General features: G+C 67.5%; 26 protein-coding genes and 1 pseudogene. 15 read left to right on the top strand and 12 right to left on the bottom strand.

Annotated features, from left to right (window positions below; genetic code table 11):
* Positions 1–46: 46 nt before the first annotated feature.
* Positions 47–1123 (top strand): phosphotransferase family protein, encoded by a 1077-nt coding sequence (locus tag A5701_RS20140; RefSeq protein ID WP_067757821.1) that lies wholly within the window; start codon positions 47–49, stop codon positions 1121–1123.
* Positions 1124–1128: 5 nt separating this feature from the next.
* Here the strand turns inward: A5701_RS20140 and A5701_RS20135 are convergent, their stop codons facing one another.
* The 3 genes from A5701_RS20135 to A5701_RS20125 are packed head-to-tail and all read right to left on the bottom strand — an operon-like array spanning position 1129 to position 3620.
* Positions 1129–1557, bottom strand: a complete 429-nt coding sequence (locus A5701_RS20135; protein ID WP_067757818.1) for a pyridoxamine 5'-phosphate oxidase family protein — start codon at positions 1555–1557, stop codon at positions 1129–1131.
* 48 nt (positions 1558–1605) lie between these two features.
* Positions 1606–2427: a mycofactocin-coupled SDR family oxidoreductase gene (locus A5701_RS20130; protein WP_067757815.1), complete on the bottom strand. Its 822-nt coding sequence runs from the start codon at positions 2425–2427 to the stop codon at positions 1606–1608.
* Entirely contained in the window at positions 2427–3620 is a 1194-nt protein-coding gene (locus A5701_RS20125; protein WP_067757812.1) for an acyl-CoA dehydrogenase family protein, read from the bottom strand. The genes A5701_RS20130 and A5701_RS20125 overlap by 1 nt, the downstream gene beginning before the upstream one ends.
* Positions 3621–3736: 116 nt before the next feature.
* On the opposite strand from A5701_RS20125, the gene fabG reads away from it, so the two are divergent.
* From fabG to A5701_RS20095, 6 genes are all read left to right on the top strand, one after another.
* On the top strand, positions 3737–4534 hold the full coding sequence (gene fabG / locus A5701_RS20120) for a 3-oxoacyl-ACP reductase FabG (RefSeq protein ID WP_082950238.1): 798 nt from the start codon (positions 3737–3739) through the stop codon (positions 4532–4534).
* Complete coding sequence (locus A5701_RS20115) at positions 4531–5757, top strand: acetyl-CoA C-acetyltransferase (protein ID WP_067757809.1); 1227 nt, start codon at positions 4531–4533, stop codon at positions 5755–5757. Before fabG ends, A5701_RS20115 begins: the two co-directional genes overlap by 4 nt.
* Before the next feature lie 65 nt (positions 5758–5822).
* Entirely contained in the window at positions 5823–6977 is a 1155-nt protein-coding gene (locus A5701_RS20110; protein ID WP_231968826.1) for a CoA transferase, read from the top strand.
* Positions 6974–8167: an acyl-CoA dehydrogenase family protein gene (locus tag A5701_RS20105; protein ID WP_067757804.1), complete on the top strand. Its 1194-nt coding sequence runs from the start codon at positions 6974–6976 to the stop codon at positions 8165–8167. Before A5701_RS20110 ends, A5701_RS20105 begins: the two co-directional genes overlap by 4 nt.
* A gap of 2 nt (positions 8168–8169) precedes the next feature.
* Positions 8170–8862, top strand: coding sequence for a GntR family transcriptional regulator (locus A5701_RS20100; RefSeq protein ID WP_067757802.1), 693 nt, complete (start codon positions 8170–8172; stop codon positions 8860–8862).
* A 68-nt stretch (positions 8863–8930) separates the two neighbouring features.
* Positions 8931–9293 carry a hypothetical protein gene (locus A5701_RS20095; RefSeq protein WP_067757799.1) on the top strand — a complete coding sequence of 121 codons (363 nt, stop codon included), beginning with the start codon at positions 8931–8933 and terminating at the stop codon, positions 9291–9293.
* On the opposite strand, the gene A5701_RS20090 is transcribed toward A5701_RS20095, so the two are convergent.
* Positions 9290–10264, bottom strand: coding sequence for a GlxA family transcriptional regulator (locus A5701_RS20090; protein WP_067757796.1), 975 nt, complete (start codon positions 10262–10264; stop codon positions 9290–9292). The genes A5701_RS20095 and A5701_RS20090 overlap by 4 nt on opposite strands.
* 75 nt (positions 10265–10339) lie before the next feature.
* Here A5701_RS20090 and A5701_RS20085 point away from each other — a divergent pair, with 75 nt between their 5' ends.
* The gene (locus A5701_RS20085) at positions 10340–10996 is read left to right on the top strand and encodes a DJ-1/PfpI family protein (protein ID WP_067757879.1); all 657 of its coding nucleotides are present in this window, start codon (positions 10340–10342) and stop codon (positions 10994–10996) included.
* A complete protein-coding gene (locus tag A5701_RS20080) occupies positions 10997–11305 on the top strand; it encodes a hypothetical protein (protein WP_067757792.1) in 309 nt (102 codons plus the stop codon).
* On the opposite strand, the gene A5701_RS20075 is transcribed toward A5701_RS20080, so the two are convergent.
* Genes A5701_RS20075 through A5701_RS20050 form a run of 6 tightly spaced genes read right to left on the bottom strand, consistent with a single transcriptional unit; the run spans position 11270 to position 18328 of the window.
* Entirely contained in the window at positions 11270–12829 is a 1560-nt protein-coding gene (locus tag A5701_RS20075) for a class I adenylate-forming enzyme family protein (RefSeq protein WP_067757789.1), read from the bottom strand. The two genes, A5701_RS20080 and A5701_RS20075, sit on opposite strands and share 36 nt — an antisense overlap.
* On the bottom strand, positions 12822–14426 hold the full coding sequence (locus A5701_RS20070) for a class I adenylate-forming enzyme family protein (protein WP_067757875.1): 1605 nt from the start codon (positions 14424–14426) through the stop codon (positions 12822–12824). Before A5701_RS20070 ends, A5701_RS20075 begins: the two co-directional genes overlap by 8 nt.
* Positions 14416–15906, bottom strand: a complete 1491-nt coding sequence (locus tag A5701_RS20065; protein WP_067757787.1) for a class I adenylate-forming enzyme family protein — start codon at positions 15904–15906, stop codon at positions 14416–14418. Before A5701_RS20065 ends, A5701_RS20070 begins: the two co-directional genes overlap by 11 nt.
* Complete coding sequence (locus A5701_RS20060; RefSeq protein ID WP_067757872.1) at positions 15906–16697, bottom strand: enoyl-CoA hydratase/isomerase family protein; 792 nt, start codon at positions 16695–16697, stop codon at positions 15906–15908. Before A5701_RS20060 ends, A5701_RS20065 begins: the two co-directional genes overlap by 1 nt.
* Positions 16694–17506: an enoyl-CoA hydratase/isomerase family protein gene (locus A5701_RS20055; RefSeq protein ID WP_067757784.1), complete on the bottom strand. Its 813-nt coding sequence runs from the start codon at positions 17504–17506 to the stop codon at positions 16694–16696. Before A5701_RS20055 ends, A5701_RS20060 begins: the two co-directional genes overlap by 4 nt.
* Before the next feature lie 9 nt (positions 17507–17515).
* Positions 17516–18328, bottom strand: coding sequence for an enoyl-CoA hydratase/isomerase family protein (locus A5701_RS20050; protein ID WP_067757781.1), 813 nt, complete (start codon positions 18326–18328; stop codon positions 17516–17518).
* Between the two features lie 133 nt (positions 18329–18461).
* Here A5701_RS20050 and A5701_RS20045 point away from each other — a divergent pair, with 133 nt between their 5' ends.
* Together A5701_RS20045 and A5701_RS20040 are read left to right on the top strand one after the other, a co-directional pair.
* Positions 18462–19169 carry a hypothetical protein gene (locus A5701_RS20045; protein ID WP_067757778.1) on the top strand — a complete coding sequence of 236 codons (708 nt, stop codon included), beginning with the start codon at positions 18462–18464 and terminating at the stop codon, positions 19167–19169.
* On the top strand, positions 19166–20065 hold the full coding sequence (locus A5701_RS20040; protein WP_067757775.1) for an enoyl-CoA hydratase/isomerase family protein: 900 nt from the start codon (positions 19166–19168) through the stop codon (positions 20063–20065). Before A5701_RS20045 ends, A5701_RS20040 begins: the two co-directional genes overlap by 4 nt.
* Before the next feature lie 20 nt (positions 20066–20085).
* Here A5701_RS20040 and A5701_RS20035 read toward each other — a convergent pair whose 3' ends face one another.
* On the bottom strand, positions 20086–20895 hold the full coding sequence (locus tag A5701_RS20035) for a TetR/AcrR family transcriptional regulator (RefSeq protein WP_067757772.1): 810 nt from the start codon (positions 20893–20895) through the stop codon (positions 20086–20088).
* A gap of 221 nt (positions 20896–21116) precedes the next feature.
* On the opposite strand from A5701_RS20035, the pseudogene A5701_RS27660 reads away from it, so the two are divergent.
* Positions 21117–21260, top strand: a pseudogene (locus A5701_RS27660) (short-chain dehydrogenase); the annotation flags it as partial.
* Between the two features lie 29 nt (positions 21261–21289).
* Positions 21290–22297 carry a dihydrodipicolinate synthase family protein gene (locus tag A5701_RS20030; RefSeq protein WP_067757769.1) on the top strand — a complete coding sequence of 336 codons (1008 nt, stop codon included), beginning with the start codon at positions 21290–21292 and terminating at the stop codon, positions 22295–22297.
* An 89-nt stretch (positions 22298–22386) separates the two neighbouring features.
* Here A5701_RS20030 and A5701_RS20025 read toward each other — a convergent pair whose 3' ends face one another.
* Positions 22387–22626 carry a CsbD family protein gene (locus A5701_RS20025; RefSeq protein ID WP_067281020.1) on the bottom strand — a complete coding sequence of 80 codons (240 nt, stop codon included), beginning with the start codon at positions 22624–22626 and terminating at the stop codon, positions 22387–22389.
* A 284-nt stretch (positions 22627–22910) separates the two neighbouring features.
* On the opposite strand from A5701_RS20025, the gene A5701_RS20020 reads away from it, so the two are divergent.
* Both A5701_RS20020 and A5701_RS20015 read left to right on the top strand, forming a co-directional pair.
* Positions 22911–23753 (top strand): enoyl-CoA hydratase, encoded by an 843-nt coding sequence (locus tag A5701_RS20020; protein WP_067757760.1) that lies wholly within the window; start codon positions 22911–22913, stop codon positions 23751–23753.
* A gap of 30 nt (positions 23754–23783) precedes the next feature.
* Complete coding sequence (locus A5701_RS20015) at positions 23784–24986, top strand: amidohydrolase family protein (RefSeq protein WP_067757869.1); 1203 nt, start codon at positions 23784–23786, stop codon at positions 24984–24986.
* Positions 24987–24995: the final 9 nt, after the last annotated feature.

The raw sequence follows: 24995 nt of genomic DNA, 5'->3' as shown, positions 1-24995 counted from the left end.
TTTGTCAGTCGGACGGGGCCGTCCGGGTACAGGAGGCGCGCTGTTCATGAGTGCTGTGGTGTCGATTCCGCGGTATCCCGCCGACGTAACCCCGCAATGGTTATCGGCCGCGCTGAGCGGACGCGGCACCCCCGTCGAGGTCACCGACGTGGACGTGACCCCGATCGGCACGGGGCAGACCGGCGCGACCTATCGGGTGACCGCCCGCTACGCGACCGAGGCTGTCGACCTTCCGCAAACGTTCGTGATCAAGCTGCCGTCGCAGGACGACACCGTGCGTGACCGGGTCGTCCTCGGATATCGCAGCGAGTGCGCGTTCTATTCGTCCGTGGCGGAGCGGGTGCAGGTGCCGACGCCGCAGTGCTTCTATTCCGAGATCACCGACGACGCAATGGACTTCGCGTTGCTGCTCGCCGATCAGGCGCCGGCCGTGCAGGGCGATCAGCTCGCCGGCTGCGGTGAAGCCGAAGCGCGACTCGCGGTCACCGCCCTGGCCGGCCTGCACGCGCCCAGCTGGTGCGATCCATTCTGGCTCGATTTCCCGGGCATCGCCTTCGGCAGGCCGGACGAGGCCGGCGCCGGCGGCATGGGCGAGGTGGCGAAGATGAGCGCCGACATCACGCTCGACAAGCTCGGCGACCGGATGAGCGCCGACGACCGCGAGACCTTCAGCGCGGCAATGGGTCTGGTGACGCCGTGGTTACTGTCCGAGTACGACCGGTTCGCCCTGCTGCACGGCGACTACCGCCTGGACAACCTGCTGTTCGACCCGGACCGGACCCGGGTCAGCGTGGTCGATTGGCAGACGCTCGGCGTCGGGCTGCCGGCCCGGGATCTGGCCTACTTCACCGCGACCAGCCTCAATCCGCAGCTGCGCGCGACCATCGAAGAACAGCTCGTGGGTGACTATCATCGCGCGCTGGCGGCCGGCGGCGTCACCGGCTACGACCGCGAAACATGTTGGCGCGACTACCGGCTCGGGGTCCTGCAGGCGCCGCTGATCTCGGCGCTGGGTTTTGCCTTCGCCGCCGCCACCGAGCGGGGCGACGACATGGTGCTGGCCATGCTCGCCCGAGGGTGTCAAGCGATCCGCGAGCTGGGAACGCTGGACCTGATCGGCTGAGACCTCTACAGGTCGCCGGTGAAGTCCGCGCTGAGCCAGCGGTCGGGGCGAATGGTGAACATCACCTCTTCCACGCCCTCCATGCTTCGGACGAAGGCGCGGCCGCCCTCCTCGCCGAGGTAGCGGATGGCGACTGACTCCTGCACGTCGGTGGGTGCGGGCTTGGCGGTGTCGACAATGGAGCCCTCGACCACCACGTACTGATACGGCGGTTCCTCGCGCTGGACCACCAGCGTCACCTTGCCCGCCCGCTCGATGAGCCCCGCCTTGCGGCTGGACGCCCCGGTCATGATGCGGATGTTCCCGCCCGGGGTGTAGTCGTACCAGATGGGAACGCTGGCCGGCGGCCGGCCGTCGGCGGCGTCGACGGACAGGACCGCGACATGCAAGCCGGCCAAAAATTCCTGACGTTCGCTCTCGGTGAAGTGCCTCATGTCGCCTCCAAGCGCCGATCAGGCCGAATGTATTCCCCCCGGAACCGCTCAGTATTGCGTCGAGCCCTGATCGACCGGAATCCGGGCGGCGGTGATCTTGCGCGACTCGTCGCTGGCGAGCCAGCACACGGTGTCGGCGATCTCCTCGGGCTCGGCCATCCAGTCGGGCAGGAACGGCGTGAGCACGTTGGACAACTGCGGGTTGGTCTCCATGGCTTTGCCCACCGCGACGGCCATGTCGACCGAGCCCATCGGCGTGTTCACCGGCCCGGGATGCACGCTGTTGACCCGGATCGAATGCTTGCCCAGTTCGGCGGCGAAGGCCCGGGCCATCCCGGTGACGGCGTGCTTGCTGGCGGTGTAGTGCACCATGAACGGCTGCATCTTCATGCCGGCCGCGGAACTGATCAGGATGATCGAGCCGCCGCGACCGCCTTCGATGATCTTGTCCGCGCCGGCCATCACGGTGTTCCAGGTGCCGGTCACGTTGATGTCCATGACGGCGCGGAAGTCCTCGGGTGTGATCTCGTTCCAGGCCTGCGGCGCCGCGACGCCGGCGTTGGCGACGATGATGTCCAACCGCCCGAGCGCGGCGACGCCGTCGTCGACCGCCTTGCGGAGCGCCTCGAAGTCGCGGATGTCCACGATCGACGCGATGATCCGCCGGTTGGTCTCTTCGACCAGGCGAACGGTCTCGTCAAGGTCGTCGGGAGTCGCGGGGTCGTAGGGCACGCAGGACGGCAGCTTGCCGGCGATGTCGACGCCGATGATGTCGGCGCCCTCCCGCGCCAGCCGGACGGCGTGCGCCCGCCCCTGGCCGCGGGCGGCCCCGGTGATGAACGCGACCCTGCCTTCGAGCTTGCCTGCCATTAACGCTCCTTCGTTGTGGTCGTGCGCTGCGCCGCTTTGACGAGATTGGATCCGATGATCAGCCGCTGAATCTCGCTGGTGCCCTCGTAGAGCCGCAGCAACCGCACATCACGGTAGATGCGCTCGACCGGGACGCCATGCATGTAACCGCTGCCGCCGTGCACCTGCACCGCGAGATCGGCCACGTTACCCGCCATTTCGGTGCAGAACAGCTTGGCCGCCGACGGCGCGACCCTGCGGTCTTCCCCGGAGACCCAGAGTCGCGCGGCCTCGCGCACCAGCGCGCGGCCGGCGAGCACCCCGGTCTGTTGGTCGGCGATCATCGCCTGGACCAACTGGAACTGTCCGATCGGCGTGCCGCCCTGTGTCGCGGTGGCGGCGTAGGAGACGGATTCGTCGAGCGCGCGTTGCGCGGCGCCCACCGCGAGGGCGGCGATGTGGACCCGGCCCCGCGCCAGCGAGGTCATCGCGGCCCGATAGCCGATGTCTTCGCTGCCGCCGATCAGTGCGCCGCCCTCGACCCGGACGTCGTTGAAGCCGACGTCCGCGGTCCACGCGCCTTCCTGACCCATCTTGGCGTCCTTGCTGCCGACTTCGACGCCCGGCGCGTCCGCGGGGACCAGGAATACGGCGATCCCGGGACCCTGGTCGTCGGCCGGCCGGGTGCGCGCGAACACCACGAACAGGTCGGCCACGGGCGCATTGGTGATGAAGCGCTTCTGCCCGGAGATAATCCAATCACCTTGCTCGCGAACGGCTTTGGTTCGCAGTCCGGCCGGGTTCGATCCGGCCCCCGGCTCGGTCAACGCAAAGGATGCGACGACGTCGCCCGACGCCATCGATTCCAGCCAGCGGGATTTCTGCTCGTCCGTGCCGAAGCCGACCAGGACCTGGCCGGCGATGCCGTTGTTGGTGCCGAACATCGAGCGCAGTGCCAGCGAGGTGTAACCCAATTCCATCGCCAACTCGACGTCTTGCATCAGGTTCAGGCCGAGGCCGCCCCACCGCTGCGGGATCGCGTACCCGAATAGCCCCATCTTCTTGGCCTGGTCACGTAGGTCGTCGGGCACCCGATCCTCGGTGAGGATCTCCTGTTCGCGTGGGACCACGGCCGTGCAGACGAAGTGACGGGTCTGGGCGAGGATCTCCCGAAAATCGTCGTCGGAGACCTCGGGTTGTTCGGCGGTGGTCATGGTCGGATGCTCCTACTTTGGCACCTCGTTGGTGGCGGACAACTCAGCCGCGAGCGGCCGGCGAGTGTGACGGCCCGGATAGGGAACCCGGCACCGGAGCAGATCCTATATGAAATATGATATTCGACTGCCGGGGCGTCCCGGGGACCAAAGCAGAGGGAGGCGGGAATCAGGTGTCGATGCTGACAGGTCAGACCGCGGTAATCACCGGCGGCGCGCAGGGCCTGGGTCTGGCCATCGCGGAACGCTTTGTCGCCGAGGGGGCACGAGTTGTGCTGGGCGACGTGAATCTCGAAGAAACCCAGGTCGTGGCGAAGCAGTTGGGCGGCGACGACGTCGCGGTGGCGGTCCGATGCGATGTGACGCAGGCGTCCGACGTCGAGACCCTGATCCAGACCGCCGTCGAGCGTTTCGGCGGCCTGGACATCATGGTGAACAACGCCGGGATCACCCGGGACGCGACGATGCGCAAGATGACCGAGGAGCAGTTCGATCAGGTCATCGCCGTGCATCTGAAGGGAACCTGGAACGGTACCCGGTTGGCCGCCGCCGTCATGCGGGAGAACAAGCGGGGCGTCATCATCAACATGTCCTCGGTGTCGGGGAAGGTCGGCATGGTCGGCCAGACCAACTACTCGGCCGCCAAGGCGGGCATCGTCGGAATGACCAAGGCGGCCGCCAAAGAGTTGGCCTACCTGGGCGTCCGGGTGAACGCGATCGCCCCCGGTTTGATCCGCTCCGCGATGACCGAGGCTATGCCGCAGCGCATTTGGGATTCCAAGGTCGCCGAGGTGCCGATGGGTCGGGCCGGCGAACCGAGTGAAGTCGCCAGCGTGGCGCTGTTCCTGGCTTCCGACCTGTCCTCGTACATGACCGGGACCGTCATGGAGATCACCGGCGGCCGGCATCTATGAGCGCGATGCGCGAGACGGTCATCTGTGAACCCGTCCGGACCCCGATCGGCCGCTACGGCGGGGTGTTCAAGTCGCTGACCGCCGTGGACCTGGGGGTCGCCGCGCTGAAGGGCCTCCTCGAACGAACCGGGATCTCGCCCGACGCGGTGCAGGACGTCATCCTCGGCCACTGCTATCCGAGCAGTGAGGCGCCGGCGATCGGACGGGTGGTGGCGCTGGATGCCGGGCTGCCGGTCACGGTGCCCGGCATGCAAGTCGACCGCCGCTGCGGGTCGGGCCTGCAGGCGGTGATCCAGGCGTGCCTGCAAGTGGGCAATGGCGACCACGATCTCGTCGTCGCCGGCGGCTGCGAAAGCATGAGCAACGTCGCGTTCTATTCCACCGACATGCGCTGGGGCGGAGCGCGTACCGGTGTCCGGGTGCACGACGGGCTGGCGCGTGGCCGCACCACCGCCGGCGGTCGGCATCACCCGGTGCCGGGCGGCATGCTGGAGACGGCCGAGAATCTGCGCCGCCAGTACGGCATCGCCCGGCTGGAGCAAGACGAGCTGGCGGTGCGGTCGCACCAGCGCGCGGTTGCCGCGCAGAAGGACGGCGTGCTGGCAGAGGAGATCATTCCCGTTGCGGTGCCTACCCGCCATGGCGAGGAGCTGATCGATACCGACGAACATCCGCGCGCCGACACCTCGGTCGAGTCGTTGGGCAAGCTCAAACCCGTGCTGGCGAGCGAGGATTCGGAGGCGACGGTCACCGCCGGCAACGCCAGCGGGCAGAACGACGCGGCGTCGATGTGCGTGGTGACCACGCCCGAAAAGGCGCGCGAATGCGGTCTGACGCCGCTGGTCCGCCTGGTGTCGTGGGGGCTGGCCGGCGTCGCTCCCCACATCATGGGCATCGGTCCGGTGCCGGCCACCGAGGCGGCGCTCGGCAAGGCCGGCCTGCGGCTGTCCGACATCGACGTCATCGAACTCAACGAAGCCTTTGCCGCGCAAGCGCTCGCGGTGATGCGCGAATGGAATTTCGGTGCCGCCGACCACGAGCGGACCAACGTGCACGGATCGGGCATCTCGCTGGGCCATCCGGTCGGTGCGACGGGTGGCCGGATGCTGGCCACGCTGGCGCGCGAGCTCAACCGCCGCGAGGCGCGCTACGGGTTGGAGACCATGTGCATCGGCGGCGGCCAGGGCCTCGCCGCGGTGTTCGAGCGGGTCGCCCCGACGTGACCGGCCCGCTGAGCGGTCTCACGGTCGTGGAGGTGTCCAGCTTCGTCGCCGCCCCGCTGTGCGGCATGACGCTGAGTCAGCTTGGCGCCGAGGTGATTCGGGTCGATCCCATCGGCGGTGCCTCCGACGTCCAGCGCTGGCCCTTGGCGGCCGACGGTACATCGATCTACTGGACCGGCCTGAACAAGGGAAAGCGCTCTGCCGCCATCGATCTGCGTTCCCCGGATGGGCAGGACCTGGTTCAGCGGCTCATCGTCGAGGGAGACGGCGTGGTGGTGACCAACGCCGCCGGGCTGTCCTGGCTCGGTCACGACGCGTTGGCCGCCAAGCGTTCCGACGTCATCCACGTCCAGCTGCTCGGACGCGGTGACGGTTCTACCGGCGTGGATTACACGGTCAACGCCGGCATCGGATTCCCGCTCGTCACCGGTCCGGCCGAGCACGCCGGGCCGATCAACCACGTGTTGCCGGCCTGGGACGTGTGCTGCGGCCTGTACGCCGCGCTCGCCGTGGTCACCGCCGTCCGCCGGCGGGACGAATCCGGGCTGGGCGCGCGGATCACCCTGGCGCTGGAGGACGTCGCGCTATCCATTGCCGGAACCCTCGGACTCCTGACCGAGCCGCAGGTCACCGGGACCCAACGGCAACGGCTGGGCAACGCCATCTACGGCCAGTACGGGCAGGACTTCGCCAGTGGTGACGGCGCAAGGTTCATGGTGGTCACCTTGACCCGCAGGCATTTTCGCGATCTGGTCGACGTCACGGGCACCGGCGCCGCGGTGTCGGCGCTCGCCGATGCGCTGGGCGTCGACTTCGACTCCGAGGGCGACCGCTACCGGTACCGTGCCGTCCTGTCCGGTCTGTTCGCCACCTGGTTCAGCAGTCATGCGGCCGACGAGATCACGGCCACGCTGTCAAAGACCACGGTGCTCTTCGAGCGCTACCGAACCTTCGCGGAGGTCGCCGCGGGCCCCAAGGTGACCGCCAACCCCATGTTTTCCCGGTTGCACCAACCCGGTCTGGGCGACTATTTCGCCGCCGGGCTGCCGCTCGCATTCGACGGCGAGCACCCCGCCGGCGCGGCCGCGCCCGCCCTGGGGCAAGACACCGCCGAGGTTCTCCAGCGGCGCCTGGGATTGACATCGGCCGACATCGAACGGCTGACGGACGCGAACACGATCGACCGGCGCAGAAGCCCGAAACGGAAAGACGACGCATGACCAGACTCGCCCAGACCCTCGGACTGACGGAATTCCAGACCGAAATCGTCGCCGCCGTGCGGCAATTCGTCGAAAAGGAAGTCATCCCCAACGCCGCGGAGCTCGAACGCGGCGACACCTACCCGCAGCACATCGTCGACCAGATGCGCGACATGGGTTTGTTCGGCTTGATGATTCCCCAGGAGTACGGCGGCCTGGGAGAGTCACTGCTGACCTACGCGCTGTGCGTCGAAGAGCTGGCCCGCGGGTGGATGAGCGTGTCCGGCGTCCTCAACACCCACTTCATCGTGGCCTACATGCTGCGCCAGCACGGAACCGACGCGCAGCAACAGCGGTTCCTGCCACGCATGGCGACCGGTGAGACGCGTGGCGCCTTCTCGATGTCGGAGCCGGAGCTGGGTTCCGACGTGGCCGCGATCCGGACTCGGGCCCAGCGCAATCCGGATGGCAACTACACGATCAACGGGCAGAAGATGTGGCTGACCAACGGCGCCACGGCCACGCTGGTGGCCGTCCTGGTGCGCACGGACGAAGGCTCGGACAAGCCGCACCGCAATCTGACCGCGTTCCTCGTCGAGAAGCCGGTCGGCTTCGGTGAAGTCGTTCCCGGGCTGCAGATTCCGGGCAAGATCGACAAGCTGGGCTACAAGGGCATCGAAACGACGGAGATGATCTTCGACGGCTACCAGGCCGGTGCCGATGACATCCTCGGCGGCATCACCGGGCAGGGTTTCTTCCAGATGATGGACGGCATCGAGGTCGGCCGGGTCAACGTGTCGGCGCGCGCCTGTGGCGTCGGCATCCGCGCCTTCGAGCTCGCGGTCCGCTACGCCCAACAGCGCCACACCTTCGGCAAGCCCATCGCCGAGCATCAGGCCATCGCGTTCCAGCTGGCCGAGATGGCCACCAAAGTCGAAGCGGCGCACCTGATGATGGTCAACGCGGCGCGGCTGAAGGATTCGGGGGAGCGCAACGACGTCGCCGCCGGGATGGCCAAATACCTGTGCAGCGAGTATTGCACCGAGGTCACCCAGCAGAGCTTCCGGATCCACGGCGGCTACGGCTATTCCAAGGAGTACGAGATCGAGCGGCTGATGCGGGATGCGCCCTTCCTGCTGATCGGGGAGGGCACCAGCGAGATTCAGAAGAACATCATCAGCAAACGGCTGCTGGCCGAGTACCAGGTGTAGTGATGACGGTTCCGGATTTCGCCGCGCGGCCGCAGCTTTCGGACGATGTCGCGCGCTTGATCCGCCAGCGGATCTTCGATGGCACCTACGTCGCCGGGTCCTACGTCCGCCTGGATCAACTTGCCGCCGAGTTGGGCATCAGTGTCACTCCGGTGCGGGAAGCGCTGTTCGCTCTGCGCGCGGAAGGTTTGATCGACCAGCGGCCCCGGCGCGGCTTCATGGTGCTGCCGGTGACCGGTCGCGACGTCACCGACGTCGCGAACGTGCAGGCCCACGTCGGTGGCGAACTGGCTGCCCGTGCCGCGATCAACATCACCGACGACCAACTGCGCGAACTCAAACAGATCCAAGCGGAGCTCGAAGACGCCTACGCCGGTGACGATGACGAACGGACGGTGCGGCTGAATCATCAGTTCCACCGGGCCATCAACGTCGCCGCCGATTCGCCGAAACTTGCCCAGCTGATGTCCCAAATCACCCGCTATGCGCCCGAATCGGTGTTCCCCGCCATCGAGGGCTGGCCGGAACAGTCGATGAGGGACCATCGCCGGATCCTGTCCGCGCTGAAGAAACGCGACGAAGAACTCGCCCGCGCGGCGATGTCACAGCATCTCGCCGCGGGCGCGGTCCCGCTGATCGACCACCTGACCGCGCGTGGCGTGGTCGTCGACGGGAGCCCTCCGGCCTCGGGATAAGTGTTGTTTCCCGCGCCCGCCTCGGCATATTCTCCCTGAGAGGGGGCGACAACATAAAGCGAGGAAAAGTGCCCCGAACGATCCGTACGTCGGCTCTCTTCGGTGTAGCCGTGGTCGTGATAGCTCTCGCGCCGCCGGCCGTCGCCGACCCACTGGACCCGATACCCGGCAACGGTGTCTTTGTCGTGGGCCCCGACATCGCGCCGGGCCTCTATCACACGGGCGGCTCGGGGTCGGCCTTCGGCGTCTGGATCAACAACGTGCCGACCCAGGACTCGATGTGCTCGTGGTTCACCTACAGCACGCCGGACGCGAACAAAGAGCATGTACTCCAGACGAACACCTCGATCGGCCCGATGTACGCGAACATCAACACGGCGGTCAAGGCTTTCGAGTCGCAGAACTGTCAGCCCTGGACGCGGGTCTCCTAGGGCGTCTCGCCGGAGCACGCACGGGTGCCGTGGTTCTTGGCGCGAAAGGCGTTGCGATAGCTCTGCGGCGCCACCCCCACCAGCCGGCGGAATTGTTCGCGGAAATTGGTCACTGATGCGAAACCGACTCGGTGCGAGATGGATTCGACGCTGTCGGAGCTGCGCTCTAGCAGCTCCCCGGCGTGCTTGATCCGGACGCTGTTCACCCACTGCATCGGCGTTTGTCCCGTTTCCGTCTTGAACCGCCGGTTGAGGGTTCGCTCGCTGGTGGCGGCCTGCCGGGCGATGTCGCGCAGCGTCAGTGGCAGGTGCGCGTTGCCCTCCAGCCAGACCAGCAGGCCATCGAGTTCGGTGTCGGACCTTGCCCGGTGGCGGATGACAAACTGAGCCTGGTCGCCGGTGCGGTGAAGGGGCGTGACCGCCAACCGGGCGGCGTCGGCGGCCGCCGCCGAGCCGTAGTCGCGCGCAACCATGTGCAGACACAAGTCGAGTCCCGCGGACGCCCCGGCAGAGGTGAGAACCTGGCCTTCGTCGACGTAGAGCGCGGCGGCATCGAGTCTGACGGCGGGATGCACGGCGGAAAACAGGTCGGCGGCCGACCAATGCGTGGTGGCGCGTTTTCCATCCAAAATCCCGGCGGCCGCGACGGTGAAGGTGCCGCTGCAGATGGAGGCGATGCGAATCCCCTTGCCGTACGCCGACTTCAGTGCCGCGATGACGTCCTCCCTCGTCGGCACTGTGACGTCGTTGCGCCCGGGCACCACGATGGTATCGGCGTTCGCGAGTTCCCCCAGACCGCAATCGGTGGCGATCCGCACCGGTCCGGCCGGAACGACGGGGTCCGCGCCGCAAACCCGAACGCGGTACCCCGGCGCGCCGGTCGGGAGGCAGACACGACCGAATACCTCGATCGCGATCGCCAGATCGAACGCGATGACGTCCGGCTCGGCCAGGATCGCGACGGAGTGCATGGGTTGGCAATATACCGGTCGATAGTGTCAATCCAGCCACTGGTTTTGCCGGGTGCGGCCGATGACCATGACGGGATGCACGCACAGATCGTCTTGTACGACGGGTTCGACCCGCTTGACGTCATCGGGCCCTTCGAAGTCCTGTCGGCGGGCAGCGACCGTGTGGGAGGTGACTTGACGGTGACGCTGGTGTCGGCGGAGGGGCCGCGCAGCGTCATCGGCGGCACTCGCGGTTTGGCGCTGGCGGCCACCGCCGCGCTCGATCCGTCGGAAAGCGGCTGCGTGATCGTGCCCGGCGCCAGCGGCCCCATCGCCGGTGATCCGGACGACGGGGTCGAGACCATCCCGGTGCTGCTGGCCCGAGCCGCGCAGACCGAGCTGACACCGTTGTTGCGGAAGGCGTTTGACAACCCGCAGGTGACGGTGGCCGGTGTCTGTGGCGGATCCGTCGTGATGGCGATGTCCGGCCTGATCGAGGGGCGCCATGCGGTGACTCATCAGCTGGGCCTGGGGCTGCTCGAAGCCGCGGGTGTGCATGCGGTGGCTGCTCGCGTGGTCGACGACGGCGACCTGATCACCGCGGGCGGTGTCACCTCGGGGCTGGATCTGGCCTTACACCTGCTGGACCGGTGGTACGGCCCGCGGGTCGCGCACGCCGTCGAGGAGCTTTTCGAGTACGAGCGTCGGGGCACGGTGTGGCGCCCGACGGGACGAGAACCGGCGGAGGCATAGATGGGCATGGACGGCGACTGGGACGTAACGATCAAGACCCCGATCGGGACTCTCGCGGTGCGGTATGCATTCGCCGAGTCGCCGGGCGGACTGACGGGTACGGCGACGTACAAGGGCGAGACGGTTCCCTTGCAGGACTTGACGAGTGGCGCGGCCGCCGAGGGCACGCGATTGACCTGGCGGCAATCGGTCACCAAACCGATGCGGCTCAACCTGGCCTTCGAGGTCGTGGTCGACGGGGATCGGATGGCCGGGCATTCCCGCGCGGGCCGGTTACCGCGGTCGGCGGTCTCCGGTATCCGCCGCTGATCCGGACGCCTCGATCAGCATCGCTCGCAGCCGACCGGTGTCGACCTTGCCGGTGCCCCCGCGCGGGACGTCGCCGTCAGATTCCAACAACAGCCACGCCGTCGGGACCTTGAACGCGCTCAGCAGCTTTCGCGCACAGCGACTCAGGTGATCGGCGGACACGGCCCCGTCGCACACCACGGCCGCGCCCACCCGCTGGCCCGCCGTTCCGGGCACGCTGGTGACAAAGGCGCTGTGGACACCCTCGATGCTGCGCAGCGCCCGTTCCACCTCGCTCGGGTAGACGGTGGCGCCGCTGACCTTGAACATGTCGTCGGAGCGCCCGTGGTAGAACAGAAATCCCTCGTCGTCCAGGCGGCCCAGGTCGCCGGTGGGATAGAAGCCGTCGACGGTGAACACGTCCTCTCGGCTGCGACCGCAGATGCCCCGCAGTGTGTGCGGTCCCCGAATCTGGATCACGCCCACCGTGCCCGCGGCTACGGGCTCTCCGCTGTCGGCGCCGACGATGCGAACCTCCATGCCCGCGAACGGCTTTCCGCAACTGCCCCAGGCCGGCGTGGGCATGTCGGTGTCGGCGGCATAGCCGCAGTACGGGCCGAACGCCTCGGTCATGCCGAACAAGACGGCCCGTGCGCCGGGCTGCGCCCGCTGTTCGGGCGGGAGCAGCGCCTGCAGGCTGCCCGGCCGCAGGGCCGACAGGTCGGCGTCGAGGTTGGCCGCGTGCCGCGCGAGCGTCTCGGCCTGGTCGGGCCAGCCGCGGAACAGCGTCACGCGCTCGGCCTCCAGCAGCCGCAATGTGGTCTCCGGCCGCGGTATCTCCTCGGTGACCAGGGTGGCGCCGGACAGCAGCGTCGACAGGATTCCGCTGCCGAAGCCGCCTACCCAGAAGAACGGCATCGGTAGATACAGCCGGGTGTCTGCGGTGATGCGCCGCGCGGCCAGACCCGCCCGTACGGCGCCCAGCGCGCTGCCGTGAGAATGCATGACGCCCTTGGGCGCCCCGCTGCTGCCGGAGGTGAACATAATGGCCAAAAGGTCGGCCGCCGTGACCGTCAGCGTCATGGCGTCGACGAGTCGGCGGGCCCGGTCGCCGGCGGTGACCTCGGCGAGCCCGTCGGCCGTCCAGACGTGGCGCAGAGCGGGAAGCTCGGTCCGCCGGGGCAGGTCGTCGAGGTAGCGGCGCCCACGGAACTGCTCGACGCCGATCAGGAATTGCACCGCGGCGGCCCGCAGTTGGGTGGCTAGTTCGCCCGCGGCCAGCAGGGTACTCAGCGGAACCAGCACGGCGCCGATACGGGTCAGTGCGAGGGCAACCTCCACCCAGCGGGCGCCGTTGGGCATGAGCAGCCCGACCCGGGTGCCCTTGGTAACGCCGGCATCGACGAACACCGCGGCGAGATCCCTTGTCGCCGAGTCAAGTTGACGGTAGCTAGTTCGCGACGTCGGATCGATCACCATGGGCTTGTCGCCGTAAAGCGCGGCGCGCGAACGCACCAACTCGTCGATGGTTGCCTCGTCAGGCATCGAGCAGCTTTTTCAGGTGCCGCCGGTCGACTTTGCCACTGGAGAGCAGCGGCACCTGGTCGCGTGACACGGCCAGGAACCGGCGGGGGATCTTGTATGCCGACAACTCCGCCTTCAGCCGGTCGCGCAGCGCCGCCGCGTCGAAGGCGACGCCGTCGGGCACGACCACGACCGCCCCCACCAGTTGTCCGCGCTGCGCATCCGGGACGCCCACGACATGGGCGGTCAGCCCGCCGGTGACCTTGGCGATTGCCCTTTCCACCTCGTCGGCCGAGACATTGGCGCCCGCCGTCTTGATCATCGTGCTGAGCCGGCCGACGTAGTAGAAGAAGCCATCGGCGTCGGTTCGGACCAAATCCCCGGTGCGGAACCAACCGTCGGCGTCGAAGCAGTCCTCTCGGCTTCGCCGGTAGTAGTGCTGCATCACGTACGGTCCTCGGATGCAGAGTTCCCCGACCTCGCCGGCACCGACCGCTGATCCGGTTTCGGTGTCGACGATCTTGGTGTCGAAGCCGGGCGCCGGCTTGCCGAACGATCCGCGCCTGGTCTCGGGTTGATCGGTCTCGTCGTCACTGATCAGCACGACGCTGCCGGCTTCGGTCATGCCCAGCATATTGTGCCGCAGCTCCGGGTCGGCCGGTCGAACCTCGGGCGCCATGATGGGGTACAGGTTGCCTCGCCGCATCGATGACAGATCCCGGCGCGGGAAGCTCGGATGGTTCGCCAGGTGCGCGATCCCAGCGATGAAACCGTTTGTCAAGGTGGGTTTTTCGGCTTCCAGTAGGTCCAGCGTCTTACCGGGATCCTCCGCGTTGGAGCACACCAGCGTCGAGCCGGCGACCAGGGTGGCAAGCAGTCCGAAGGCGAGACCGCCGATCCAGAAGAACGGCGAATTGCAGAACAGCCTGTCGTCGGCCGTCAGACCGCGAATGTCGTTGAGGTTGCGCTGGTGTGCCAGCAGCGCGCCGTGCGTGTGCACGACACCCTTGGGGGCGCTGCTGGAGCCCGACGTGTACACGATGGCCAGGGGATCGCAGCCCCGCACATCGGCTTGCGTCGCCGCCAGCAGCTCGGGGGCCACGGTATCGGCCAGCCGGTAGAACCGGTCGATGTCGCGGACTCGCCGCCCCGCACCGCGGTGGTGGCTGATGCCGACCTGCCGCAGTTGCGGGGCGGCCGGGACCATGAGCCGGCAGTCGGATTCGAGATCGGGGTCCGCCAGCACCTGCCCGAGCCGTTGCACGTAGTCGTGGCCGCGGAAAGTTGCGGCGCTCAGGAGTATTTCGACGTCGCTGTCGAGCAGTTGTTGGTGCATCTCACGGGCGGTGACGAAGGTGGAGAAGGGAATCACCACGGCGCCGATGCGCGCCGCCGCCAGCATCGCGATGACGAACTCCACGCCGTTGGGGTAGAGCAGGCCGACATGGGTGCCCTTGCCCGCGCCGGCCGCGATCAGCCCGCGAGCGAGGTTCGCCGAACGCGCCTCGGCTTGGCCATAGCTGATGCGGTCGCCGTCGCAGATCAGTAGGGGATGTTCTGCGCGCGCACGGGCCCGTTGTGTCAGGACCTCGGCGACCGTCGGGCCGTCACCGGGCATGGTCACCGTGTGCGGCGGCGGCACCGAAGAAACGCCGGACCGCACCCAGGTCAGCTTTGCCCGACGGCGTCCGCGGGATGGTGTCGACGATCGCTATCTCGGTGGGAATCTCGTAGCGCGCCAGCCGTGTTCCGAGGTACTCCACGAGCGCGTCGGCGTCGACGGAGGCGGGCCTGCGCAGCTCCACCACCGCGACCGGCGTCGCCCCGAGGCGTTCGTCGGACCGGCCGACCACCGCCGCACCCGCCACTGCGGGGTGGCTCTCCAGGGCGGTGCGGACGTCGTCGGGCATCACCTTGAATCCCCCGCGGATGATCGCCTGGTCGGCACGCCCGACAATCCAGACGAACCCGTCCGCGTCGATGCGCGCCATGTCCGTGGTCCGCATCCACTGGGCCGACGGCCCCAGCTGGCCTGGCTTGACCTCGAGCAGACCGACCTGGTCGGCCCCCAGCGGCCTGCCATCGTCCGCGACCACCCGCAGCTGCGCACCCGGGTTGGCGCGGCCGACGCTGCCCCGTTTGGCGGCCCAATACCGTTGGTAATCCGGCAACGTCCAGCCCGCGACACCGCCACCGAATTCCGTTGCCGCGTAAGAGGTGAGCACGGGAATGCCGTATTTGGCGGTGAAGGCGTCGGCATCCTCGGCCGTCAGGGGGGCCGTGCCGCAGGTGACGGCGCGGATGCTCTCCAGATCGGCGCGCGGCACATCCGAGTGCAACACCGTGCGCAGCGCCGCGGGAACCAGCGATACCGTGCGCGGTCGGTGTCTTCGCACCGCGTCGGCCCACGCGTTCAGCTCGAAACGTTCGAGGAGCGCGAATGGTCGTGCGTCGGCGATGCATTGCAGCACCCGGAACACCCCGCCGATGTGCACCAGCGGCGAGTTGACGATCGCGACCCCGCGGCGGAGCCCGGTGGGCGCCGGGGCGCGCTCGGGTTCGGCGCCCATCACGCTGCGCGCCAGCACGTCGTAGCCGAGGTCGATCCTCTTGGGCGGGCCCGTCGTACCGCTGGTCAACATCCGTACCGCCACCCCGGTCCGCGGGTGGGCCTCGGGCGCCGGATGAATCGTCGGGCGGCCGGTCGGGGGGTCGTCCAATAGGCCCGCAATCGCCACCGTCGTGGCGTCGGTCGCCGGGGGCAGCAGTGTCGTCAGGTCGTCGTCTTCCCCGATGATCAGCGGCAGTCGCAGCCCGGCGAGGTCGGCCTTGGTGCGCTCGTCGCCGCGAGCCGGGTTGACGACGACGACCGTCCCGCCGCCCAGCAGCGCCCCGAGAAAGGCCGCCACGTGACCGGGCCGGTTGCGCAGCAGCATCCCGACGCCGGGTCCGCGATCGGCGACCAGGCAGGCGATGCGCTGTGCCCTGGCGCCGACGGCGGCCCAGGAGATCCATTGGGCGTCATACTCGATGGCGTGCGCGTCGGGCCGCAGGCCGAGGACATCCGCGATGCGTTGACTGAGTGCGTGCGCGGGCATCAGCGGGTCTTCGGTGTGCGCGTGGCAGCTTCGCCGCCGGCCTTCTGGGCGGCGAGTTCGGCGGTGCCGAGCGGATTGCCCAGCCGGGTGTAGATCAGCCCCTGCTCCAGGGCCGCCCGATACGGCTTGTCGAGCGATTCCCAAATCGCCTTCACCGTGCCCTGAGTCGCGGTCGGAGGGTTCGCGGCGATGGTCGCGGCGATCTCGTGGGCGCGGTCCCAGAGCCGGTCGGCGGGGACCACTTCCGAGACCAATCCGATCCGCAGCGCGGTGTCGGCGCCGACCCGCTCGTCGTTGCCCATCAGCGCGATGCGCAGCGTCTCGCCCAAGCCGATGCGCCTCATCAAGCCGATTGGCTCCAGGGCGCAGACCAGGCCGGCCGATACATGCGAGTCGAAGAACGTGGCATCCTCCGCGCAGATGACCACGTCCGATTCGTTGATGAAGTAGAACGCGCCCGCGGTGCACATGCCCTGAACCGCGCACACGACGGGCTTCCACATCTTCTGCCACTTCGGGCTGAGCGATTCGCCGGGATCCTCGTGATTCCATATGTTTTCGGGCTGGCCGTAGGGAGTCTTGATATCCAGCCCGGCGCTGAACGCACGGTCACCGGCTGCCCTGAGGACCACGGCGTTCACCGAGTCGTCGAGTTTGACCGTGCGCCAGGCGTGGGCCATCTCCGCACACATGGTGCGGTTGAACGCGTTCAGCTGCCCCGGCCGGTTCAGCGTGATCGTCGCTACCCGGTCGATCTCGTCGACCTCGAGGAGGATGGTCTCGAACGTCATCGGCACTGCCAATCCGGCTTGCGCTTCTCCACGAAGGCTCTGGGCCCTTCGGCCGCGTCCTCGGTGCGCAACACGCGCTCGCGGAACGTTTCGGCCATGATCTCCGCCTCGTGCAGCGGAACATTGAGGCCCTTGACGATGGCCAGCCGGGTACCCCGAACCGCCAGCGGCGCATTGGAGTTGACGACGTCGGCGATCTCTCGGGCCCGCTCGAGAAGCCGGTCGTGCCCGACGATCTCGCTGATCAACCCGAGCTCGTAGGCGCGTTGTGCGCTCATCCGCTCGTGCTTGCCCATCAGCGCCATGCGCAGGGCGATCGAGCGGGGCAGCACGCGCGCCACCCGCACCATCTCGCGTCCGGCGACCAGCCCGATGCTGACGTGCGGATCGAAGAATGTGGCCTGTTCCGACGCGATCACGATGTCCGACGTGGTGACCCAGTCCATGCCGGCGCCGCAGCACAACCCGTTGACCGCGGTGATCACCGGCTTGGCCGCCGTGCGAAACGGTGGGGTGCCTTCCTGCGGCGCCTCCCATTGGTCGTAGGTGGACAGGTACGGGCGCTCGTAGATCACCTTGCCGTCTTCGGGAATGGCCGTGACGTCAGCGCCCGTGCAGAACGCGCGGCCCGTGCCGGTCACGATGGTCAGCCATACCTTGTCGTCGTTCTCGGCCTCGTCGTAGGCGGCTCGCAGTTCGGTGATCATGTGCGGGCTCAGGGCGTTGAGGGCATCCGGACGGTTCAGCGTGATGGTGGCGGTGTGCCCGTCGACGTCGTATGTGATGGTGTCGAACGAGTCAGTAGGCATCCTGCTCCCTCATCTGCCCTGGAATCTCGGTGCGCGCCGCTGCCGAAAGGCTTCCAGGCCTTCCCTGAAATCGACTGTCCGGCAAGATAGTTCGAGGTTGAACAATTCCTGGGTCATCGATTGGCTGAGCGTCGCATGCTGGCCGAAGCTCAGCGCCTGCTTGGCCAGTCCCATTGCCACCGTCGGCCCGGAGGCCAGCCGCTCGAGCAGCTCGCCGGCGGCGTCGTCCAGCCCGCCGGGGCTCACCGCCTGGTGAATCAGTCCCCAGTCGGCCGCGTCGACGGCGCCGACCTGCTCGCCCAGCAACAGCATTCGCTTCGCCCGCGTGAGGCCGACCAGGCGGGGCAGCAGCCAGGTGGCACCCGAATCCGGGCTGAAGCCACGGTCGGCGAAGGGCTGCCAGAACACCGCGTCGGTGGCGGCAACGGCGAAGTCGGCGGCCAGCGCGAGGTTGCAGCCGAATCCCGCGGCCCAGCCTCGCACGCTGCACAGCACCGGCAGCTGGATGCTCGCGACGAGCTCGATCACGCGGTGGGCGCCCTGGGGTATCCGCCGCACCAGATCGCCCGTGCGGGGCCGCGGCCGGTCGTTGGTGGCGACCCAGTCGACGCCGGCGCAGAAGTCGTCACCGCCACGGATGTGGATCGCCCTGAGCGAATCGTCGGTGGCGGCAGCCGTCAGCGCCTCCACCAAAGAGCCAATCATGGCTTCATTCAACGAGTTACGTCGGGACGGACGATCAAGCGTTAGCCGCAGCACGGCGCCGTCTCGGTGCACTGTCACCGAACCGTCGGCGCCGGCCGCGTCGGCCCCATGACTCACCGTCGAATCCGGCCTTTCTGCCGATACGGTTACCCATACAGTAGGCAATACGATTGATACGCTGTATAAGTTAGCAGGGTACGCTGCCGCCGGAAATAGCCGGGCCGGAAACCCGACCGAAAAGAGATGAAGCATGGCCTTGCAGGAGGGCGGAGCCCAGCGGCGGGTCGCACCCGAGTCGGCGCGGACCGGCGATGCCAGGTTCGGCGAAGCGCCGCTGCCGCAGACCGTGGCCGCCGCCGGCGCCATGCGGCGCCTGAGCTCACTGCTGGTCTCACTCGAGCATCCCCATCCCGCGGTCGACACCATGCTGGCGAAGTTCGCGGAGTGGGAGCGCGAGCTGTCCGCGGTGGCGCCGCGGGACAACGCGCCAAGGATGGGGGACGTCGCCGACGATCCCCGGCGCGTCTATCTCAACCACGCCACCGACATCGGCGCCTACAACCCGTGCTTTCCGGAGTACCGGTTCGACGACCTCGATGCCGACAAGGCGACCGGGCGGGTCAACTTTCCCCTGGTGTACGAGGGCCCGCCGGGATTGGTGCACGGAGGCTTTCTCGGCGTTTTCTTCGACTGCGTCATTCAGCACCACAATTGCGTCACGGGTCTGTCCGGTAAGACGCGGTCGCTGACGGTGACGTTTCGCCGGCCGACCCCCATATCGACCGAGCTACGGTTCGACATCGCTCGCTCGCAGATCGAACGCGGGATCGCGTCGACGGCGCGGTTGCTGCTCGACGGCGAAGTGCTCTGCAGCGGCGAGGTGAACACGTTGGCCTCACCGCCGGAAAAGCTCGCCGGGTTTCAATTCGGCAGGCGGCGAAAGGAGTCCGATAGATGACCGCCCCCAGCGCCCCGGACGATCGCGTACTGTTCGAGGTCGACCGCGACCGCCGCATCGCGACGATCACGCTGAACAATCCGGCCCAACGCAATTCCTATGACGCCGCGATGCGCGAGGCGGTCGCCCGATGCCTGGACCGGGTGGCCGAAGACGACGACCTGACGGTGGTGCTACTGCGCGGGGCCGGGGGCGTCTTCTCCGCCGGGGCCGACATGAACAACGCGTACGGCTGGTACGGCAAGCCGAGCCAACCGGACGGCGATGACGCGTCAGCCAAGCGCCGCCCCAGCCAGCGTCGGCGACTCACCGTGGACCGCAAGTCTTTTGGCTTCTACCACAACTTCATGGGTTTCCCGAAGGTCACGGTGGGCGAGATCGCCGGGTATGCGCTGGGCGGCGGTTTCGAGATGGCGCTGATGACCGACATCTCCGTGATAGCGCGCGACACGAAGATCGGCATGCCGGCGACCCGCTTCCTCGGCCCCGCGCTCGGGAGCCTGCACATGTTCTTCCACCGGCTCGGACCGGTGCTGGCCCGGCGCCTGCTGCTCACCGGCGACGTCATCGAGGCGAGTGAGCTCGAGCATCTCGGAATCTTCACCGACACATGCGATCCCGCCGCGGTGCCCGCCCGGGCGCGGTACTGGGCCGAGAAGGCGGCGAAGATGCCCGCCGACGGGGTCGTCATCGCCAAGGAGGCGTTCCGTCTCGTCGAACAGAGTCAGGCATACCAGGGCGAGGAAGTGGCCAGCTATCTCTTTCACGCCTTCGGCACCAACCTGCAATTCGGGCCGGGCGAGTTCAACTTCGTCAAGACCCGCGCCCAGCACGGGACCAAGGAAGCGTTCCGGCTCCGTGACGAATACTTCGACGTGCCGGAACCCGAGGTGTGATAAGCCGATTCGGTGTCGGGCTAGCGCGCCGGGGCCTTGGGGCGCGCCCGCGACCCGGGCGCCTTGGCCGCCTTGCGCGCCCGTGACGGCGCCGCCTTGCCGCCTTTCGCCCCCTTGCCCTCCTCGATCAACCGGCCGGCGTGATCGAGGATGCAGCCGAGGCCGTACTCGAAATTGGTCTCGTCGGGGGCGCCGATCCGGTGACCGATCCGGCTGACCTGAGCCAGCAGCGGGGTCTTCTCGGGGTCGATGGCGACGGCGTCCTCGATCGCGCGCGCGCCCTCGCCGGAGGATTGGTTCTTTTCGTACAGCCGCTGCAGCACCACCGATCCACGGACGTGCACCGAGACCGCCGAGTAGGTGTCGAAGGCATCCTCCGGCGACAGGCCGGCCTCGACCAGGTTGGCGATCGCCTTCTCCATCTCCTCGGCGCCCAATCGCGCCGCCTTCGGGCTGAGCGCGGCCCGAATCAGGATCAGGTCGCACAGAATTGGGTTGCCCATGAACGTTTTCCGCATCAGGCGCGCATGGTTGCGCAACGTCTCGCGCCAGTCGCTGGCCTCGACGTAGGGGGTGGCGAACACGTACTTGCTCAGCGCGCGATCGGTCATCGCGTTGAGCAGGTCGTCCTTCTTGCGGAAGTACCAGTAGATGCTCGTAACGCCGACGCCGAGGTGTTTGCCCAGCAGCGGCATGCTCAAGTTGTCGATGGACACTTGCTCCGCGAGTTCGAATGCGCCACTGATGATGTCATCGGGATTGATGGATCCGCGTTCGCGTCGTTGACGCTTGTCGGCGATAGCCTGCTTTGCCACTACGGGCACCTCCATCACGATGTATCCTGTGCATGCGGTCGGAGAGCCGTGCCAACTCACCTGCGCATACGTAGGCGTGTCGCCGCTCGACGATGGCCGTCAACCGGGCTTCCGTGCGCTTTTCCATCTGCTACTGTAATACCTATCGTAGGCTTTTTGGTAACGAAGGCTGGACGGGCGAAGGTGACCGGGCACAAGCCATTGAACGAGTCACCAGATGAGCCACGGGAATTGCCATGGATCTAGGCCTGGCGAATGCCGCCACGGTGGTCGTCGGTGATAGCCGCGGGATGGGTTTGGCGGCGGCGCGCTGTCTCGCCGACGAGGGCGGCCGGGTGGCGTTGGTGGGCCGCAGCCGGGAGGCGTTCGACGCGGCGGTCGCGATCGGCTGAGGAGATAGGGGTCGACTGTGGCGACGGCACGTGAGGCGCGCGCCTGGGCGCGCGGGGCATTGCGGGGAATCGGCGACTCCCTCTACACCCCGTTCTGCGGCCCGGACGGCGACGACATCGACTGGGAGGCGTACCGGACGCTGGTCCGCTACTGCGTCGGCGACCTCGGACACCCGATGTTGTGGTGCACCAGCGGGCTCTCCGAATTCTGGTCGTTGACCCTCGATGAGCGAAAGCGCTTGCTGGAGGTCGCAATCGAGGAGGGACGCGCCGCCAACCCCGACGTCGTCGTGCAGGCGTGCACGGCGGCCCTCTCGGCGAAGGACTGTCTGAACCTGACGCTGCACGCCCAGGAGGTCGGCGCCGACATCGTCTACATCCAAACGCCGATGATGGAGGTGCATGGCGGCGAGGGCGTGTTGCGATTCTTCGAATACATCGCCTCGCGCACCGACATCGCACTGGGCATGTTCAACTCGCCGTCGTCCGGCTACGTCCTGACCGCGGCCGAAAGCGCGCGGATCTACGACGAGGTGCCTGCGGTGTGCGCCACCAAGGAGGGTGCCTTCAGGCCGGCGAACAGCCGCCTACTGCACGAGTTGGCGCCCGGCCTGGTGCTGTGGGAGTGCGACAAGACGGTGTATCGCGCGGGATGGCTGCGTGACGGGACCGTCTGCCCCGCGCAACTGGGCACCACCGGCTATCTGTTCGACACGCCGCAGCGGCGATTGTTCTCTCAGTACTGGGATTTGGTGCAAAGCGACAAGCTGCTGGAGGCGATGGACTTCGGCCGCGAGTCGGGCCTGGACCAGTTCGACCTCGACGTCGGATCCTGGTGGACCTGTTACCCCGGACGGCCCGACTACTTCACCCACTGGGGCGGCGCATTCAAATACGCCGCTTCGCTACTGGGCCTGCCGATCGGCGCCTACCCGCATTCGCGCCCGCCGCAAGCGGAGTTGCCGCCCGAGGCCAAGTCGCAGATCGAGGAGGCTTATCGCCGCCTCGGGCTCATCGGAACGTAGTGACTCGGCAAAAGGGTTGCGCCACAAGTCGACTGACGAGCAAGGGCCCGGTCACCACCGGTGACCGGACCCTTGTCAACCCCTTGTTCTTACTGCTGTTCGGCCTTCTCGCGTGCCTCCGCGGCCTTGGCCTTACCGCGCGCCTTCTCGGCCGCGGCTTCCTTCTTCGCCGCACTGCGCTGCGCGTCGGCCTTGTCCTGCTGAGCCTGACCCTCGTTGACCAGGTCGTTGCGGCCGATGATCGTGCCGACGATCTCCTTGGCCTTTCCGAAGACAGCCTCGACGATGCCCTGGATGGCCTCGATCGGACCGCTCTTGATGTCCACCATGGCGTTTCCCCTCCCTGCTAGTGGGTGTCCTTAGTCGCTTTCCCACATCGGCGGTCGAAGAAAACGTGGTGGGGACGTGGTGCTCGCCACAATGGGCGGATACAGGCACCGGTCCGCCGGTCCGTATACCGCGGTCGACCGCTCGGCTCAGCAAGCCGAAACGCGCTGTTCGGCCGGGGTTCGGGGGGCTGGGCGGCGGTTGTGGAAAACAGTACCGATAGGTATACAGTATGCGTACAAATGCCGCGGAATTCGTGGGCGACCGTGAGGAGGTACGGGGGTAGATGTCCGGCAGCGACGACGCTTCCGAGGACGCGGTGCTCTACGAGGCGACCGCAAGCGGCGTCGCGATTTTGACGTTCAACCGCCCGGACCGCCTCAACGCATGGGGCCCGGACATCGCCGCTGGGTTCTACGCCGCGATCGACCGGGCCGAACAGGACCCGGCCGTCCGGGTGATCGTGCTGACCGGGCGGGGCAAGGGTTTCTGCGCCGGCGCATATCTGGGCACGCCGAGTTCCGCACCGAGCTACGGCGACACGATGGAGAAGGCGAGCCAGACCAACCTCGCCGACCTCGTGGGCGAACGGCCACCGCATTTTGTGACCACGCTGCGCAAGCCCGTGATCGCGGCCATCAACGGCGCCTGCGTCGGCATCGGCCTGACCCAGGCGCTCATGTGCGACGTCCGGTTCGCATCCGCCGGCGCCAAGTTCGCCGCGGTCTTCGCCCGCCGCGGACTGATCGCCGAGTTCGGCATTTCCTGGATCCTCCCGCGTCTCACCACGTGGGGCGCCGCGCTGGATCTGCTGCTGAGTGGCCGCACCTTCCTCGCCGAAGAGGCGGCCGAGCTCGGCCTGGTCAAGGAAGTCGTCGCGCCCGAAGATCTGATGAAGCGTGCGCTGGACTATGCGGAGGACATCGCCCGCAACTGCTCGCCCGCTTCCATGGAAGTGATCAAGCGACAGGTGTACGGCGACGCCACTCGCGACGTGGTCGATGCCACCTCGCGCGCCGAGGTGTTGCTGCACGAGGCGATGCCGCGGCCGGACGTCATCGAAGGCATCACCAGCTTCCTCGAGAAGCGGCCCCCGCAGTTTCCCTCGCTCAACTCGACCGACGCCTAGCGTTCGCCGGGGATGCCGGAAAGGAAGATCATGGCCAGTTTGGGTTACCAGGCGATCGACGTCGACAACCACTACTACGAGCCTCTGGACGCTTTCACCCGCCACCTCGACAGGGCGTTCAAGAGCCGCGGCGTCCAGATGGTCACTCAGGGCAAGCGCACTCTGGCCGTTATCGGCGGTCGAGTCAACCACTTCGTGCCGAACCCCACGTTCGACCCGATCATCGTGCCGGGTTGTCTGGATCTGTTGTTCCGCGGGGAGATTCCCGAAGGCGTGGACCCGGCATCCCTGATGAAGGTCGAGCGGCTCGCCGACCACCCGGAGTACCAGAATCGTGACGCCCGGGTCGCGGTGATGGACACTCAGGACATCGAAACCGTGTTCATGCTGCCGACTTTCGCGTGCGGGGTCGAGGAGGCGCTCAAGGGCGACATCGAGGCGACGATGGCGTCGGTGCACGCGTTCAACCTGTGGCTCGACGAGGACTGGGGCTTCGACCGACCCGATCATCGCATCATCGCCGCGCCGATCATCTCGCTGGCCGATCCGGCGAAGGCGCTGGAAGAGGTGGAATTCGTGTTGGGGCGCGGCGCCAAGCTGGTGCTGGTGCGGCCGGCGCCGGTGCCCGGCTTGGTCAAGCCGCGGTCGTTGGGGCATCCCAGCCATGACCCGGTGTGGGCCCGGCTGGCCGAGGCGGGAGTCCCGGTCGGATTCCATCTCAGCGACAGCGGCTATCTGCACATCGCGGCGGCGTGGGGCGGCAAAGCGACGTTCGAGGGTTTCGGCGCGAAGGATCCACTGGACAACGTGCTCCTCGACGACCGCGCCATCCACGACACGATGGCCTCGATGATCGTGCACGGCGTGTTCACCCGCCATCCGAAACTCAAGGCGGTCAGCATCGAGAACGGATCCTACTTCGTCCACCGGCTGATCAAGCGGTTGAAGAAGGCGGCCAACACTCAGCCCCGTGACTTTCCCGAGGACCCGGTCGAGCAGTTGCGCAACAACGTATGGATCGCCCCCTACTACGAGGACGACCTGCGCGAACTGGCCAAGGTGATCGGCATCGACAAGATCTTGTTCGGTTCCGACTGGCCGCACGGCGAGGGCCTCGAGACGCCGGTTTCGTTCACCGAGGAGCTCACCGACTTCAGCCCTGCCGAAATCCGTAAAGTGATGCGCGACAACGCCCTTGACCTGCTCGGCGTCCCGGTCGCCTCGGCCGTCTAGCCGCTTCCC

Source organism: Mycobacterium sp. E3305 (genome assembly GCF_001666785.1).
Lineage (GTDB): Bacteria > Actinomycetota > Actinomycetes > Mycobacteriales > Mycobacteriaceae > Mycobacterium.
This window is presented reverse-complemented; position numbering and strand designations above follow the sequence as displayed.

Bases quoted from the DNA above. Each gene is read 5' to 3' on its own strand.
- A5701_RS20035 (WP_067757772.1), bottom strand. From the start codon at position 20,895: ATGGAGGTGCCCGTAGTGGCAAAGCAGGCTATCGCCGACAAGCGTCAA.
- A5701_RS20110 (WP_231968826.1), top strand. From the start codon at position 5,823: ATGACGCTGAGTCAGCTTGGCGCCGAGGTGATTCGGGTCGATCCCATC.
- A5701_RS20080 (WP_067757792.1), top strand. From the start codon at position 10,997: ATGGGCATGGACGGCGACTGGGACGTAACGATCAAGACCCCGATCGGG.
- A5701_RS20135 (WP_067757818.1), bottom strand. From the start codon at position 1,557: ATGAGGCACTTCACCGAGAGCGAACGTCAGGAATTTTTGGCCGGCTTG.
- A5701_RS20075 (WP_067757789.1), bottom strand. From the start codon at position 12,829: ATGCCTGACGAGGCAACCATCGACGAGTTGGTGCGTTCGCGCGCCGCG.
- A5701_RS20060 (WP_067757872.1), bottom strand. From the start codon at position 16,697: ATGACGTTCGAGACCATCCTCCTCGAGGTCGACGAGATCGACCGGGTA.
- A5701_RS20085 (WP_067757879.1), top strand. From the start codon at position 10,340: ATGCACGCACAGATCGTCTTGTACGACGGGTTCGACCCGCTTGACGTC.
- fabG (WP_082950238.1), top strand. From the start codon at position 3,737: ATGATATTCGACTGCCGGGGCGTCCCGGGGACCAAAGCAGAGGGAGGC.
- A5701_RS20065 (WP_067757787.1), bottom strand. From the start codon at position 15,906: ATGCCCGCGCACGCACTCAGTCAACGCATCGCGGATGTCCTCGGCCTG.
- A5701_RS20125 (WP_067757812.1), bottom strand. From the start codon at position 3,620: ATGACCACCGCCGAACAACCCGAGGTCTCCGACGACGATTTTCGGGAG.
- A5701_RS20140 (WP_067757821.1), top strand. From the start codon at position 47: ATGAGTGCTGTGGTGTCGATTCCGCGGTATCCCGCCGACGTAACCCCG.
- A5701_RS20105 (WP_067757804.1), top strand. From the start codon at position 6,974: ATGACCAGACTCGCCCAGACCCTCGGACTGACGGAATTCCAGACCGAA.
- A5701_RS20070 (WP_067757875.1), bottom strand. From the start codon at position 14,426: ATGCCCGGTGACGGCCCGACGGTCGCCGAGGTCCTGACACAACGGGCC.
- A5701_RS20055 (WP_067757784.1), bottom strand. From the start codon at position 17,506: ATGCCTACTGACTCGTTCGACACCATCACATACGACGTCGACGGGCAC.
- A5701_RS20025 (WP_067281020.1), bottom strand. From the start codon at position 22,626: ATGGTGGACATCAAGAGCGGTCCGATCGAGGCCATCCAGGGCATCGTC.
- A5701_RS20100 (WP_067757802.1), top strand. From the start codon at position 8,170: ATGACGGTTCCGGATTTCGCCGCGCGGCCGCAGCTTTCGGACGATGTC.
- A5701_RS20090 (WP_067757796.1), bottom strand. From the start codon at position 10,264: ATGCACTCCGTCGCGATCCTGGCCGAGCCGGACGTCATCGCGTTCGAT.
- A5701_RS20115 (WP_067757809.1), top strand. From the start codon at position 4,531: ATGAGCGCGATGCGCGAGACGGTCATCTGTGAACCCGTCCGGACCCCG.
- A5701_RS20045 (WP_067757778.1), top strand. From the start codon at position 18,462: ATGGCCTTGCAGGAGGGCGGAGCCCAGCGGCGGGTCGCACCCGAGTCG.
- A5701_RS20020 (WP_067757760.1), top strand. From the start codon at position 22,911: ATGTCCGGCAGCGACGACGCTTCCGAGGACGCGGTGCTCTACGAGGCG.
- A5701_RS20015 (WP_067757869.1), top strand. From the start codon at position 23,784: ATGGCCAGTTTGGGTTACCAGGCGATCGACGTCGACAACCACTACTAC.
- A5701_RS20040 (WP_067757775.1), top strand. From the start codon at position 19,166: ATGACCGCCCCCAGCGCCCCGGACGATCGCGTACTGTTCGAGGTCGAC.
- A5701_RS20130 (WP_067757815.1), bottom strand. From the start codon at position 2,427: ATGGCAGGCAAGCTCGAAGGCAGGGTCGCGTTCATCACCGGGGCCGCC.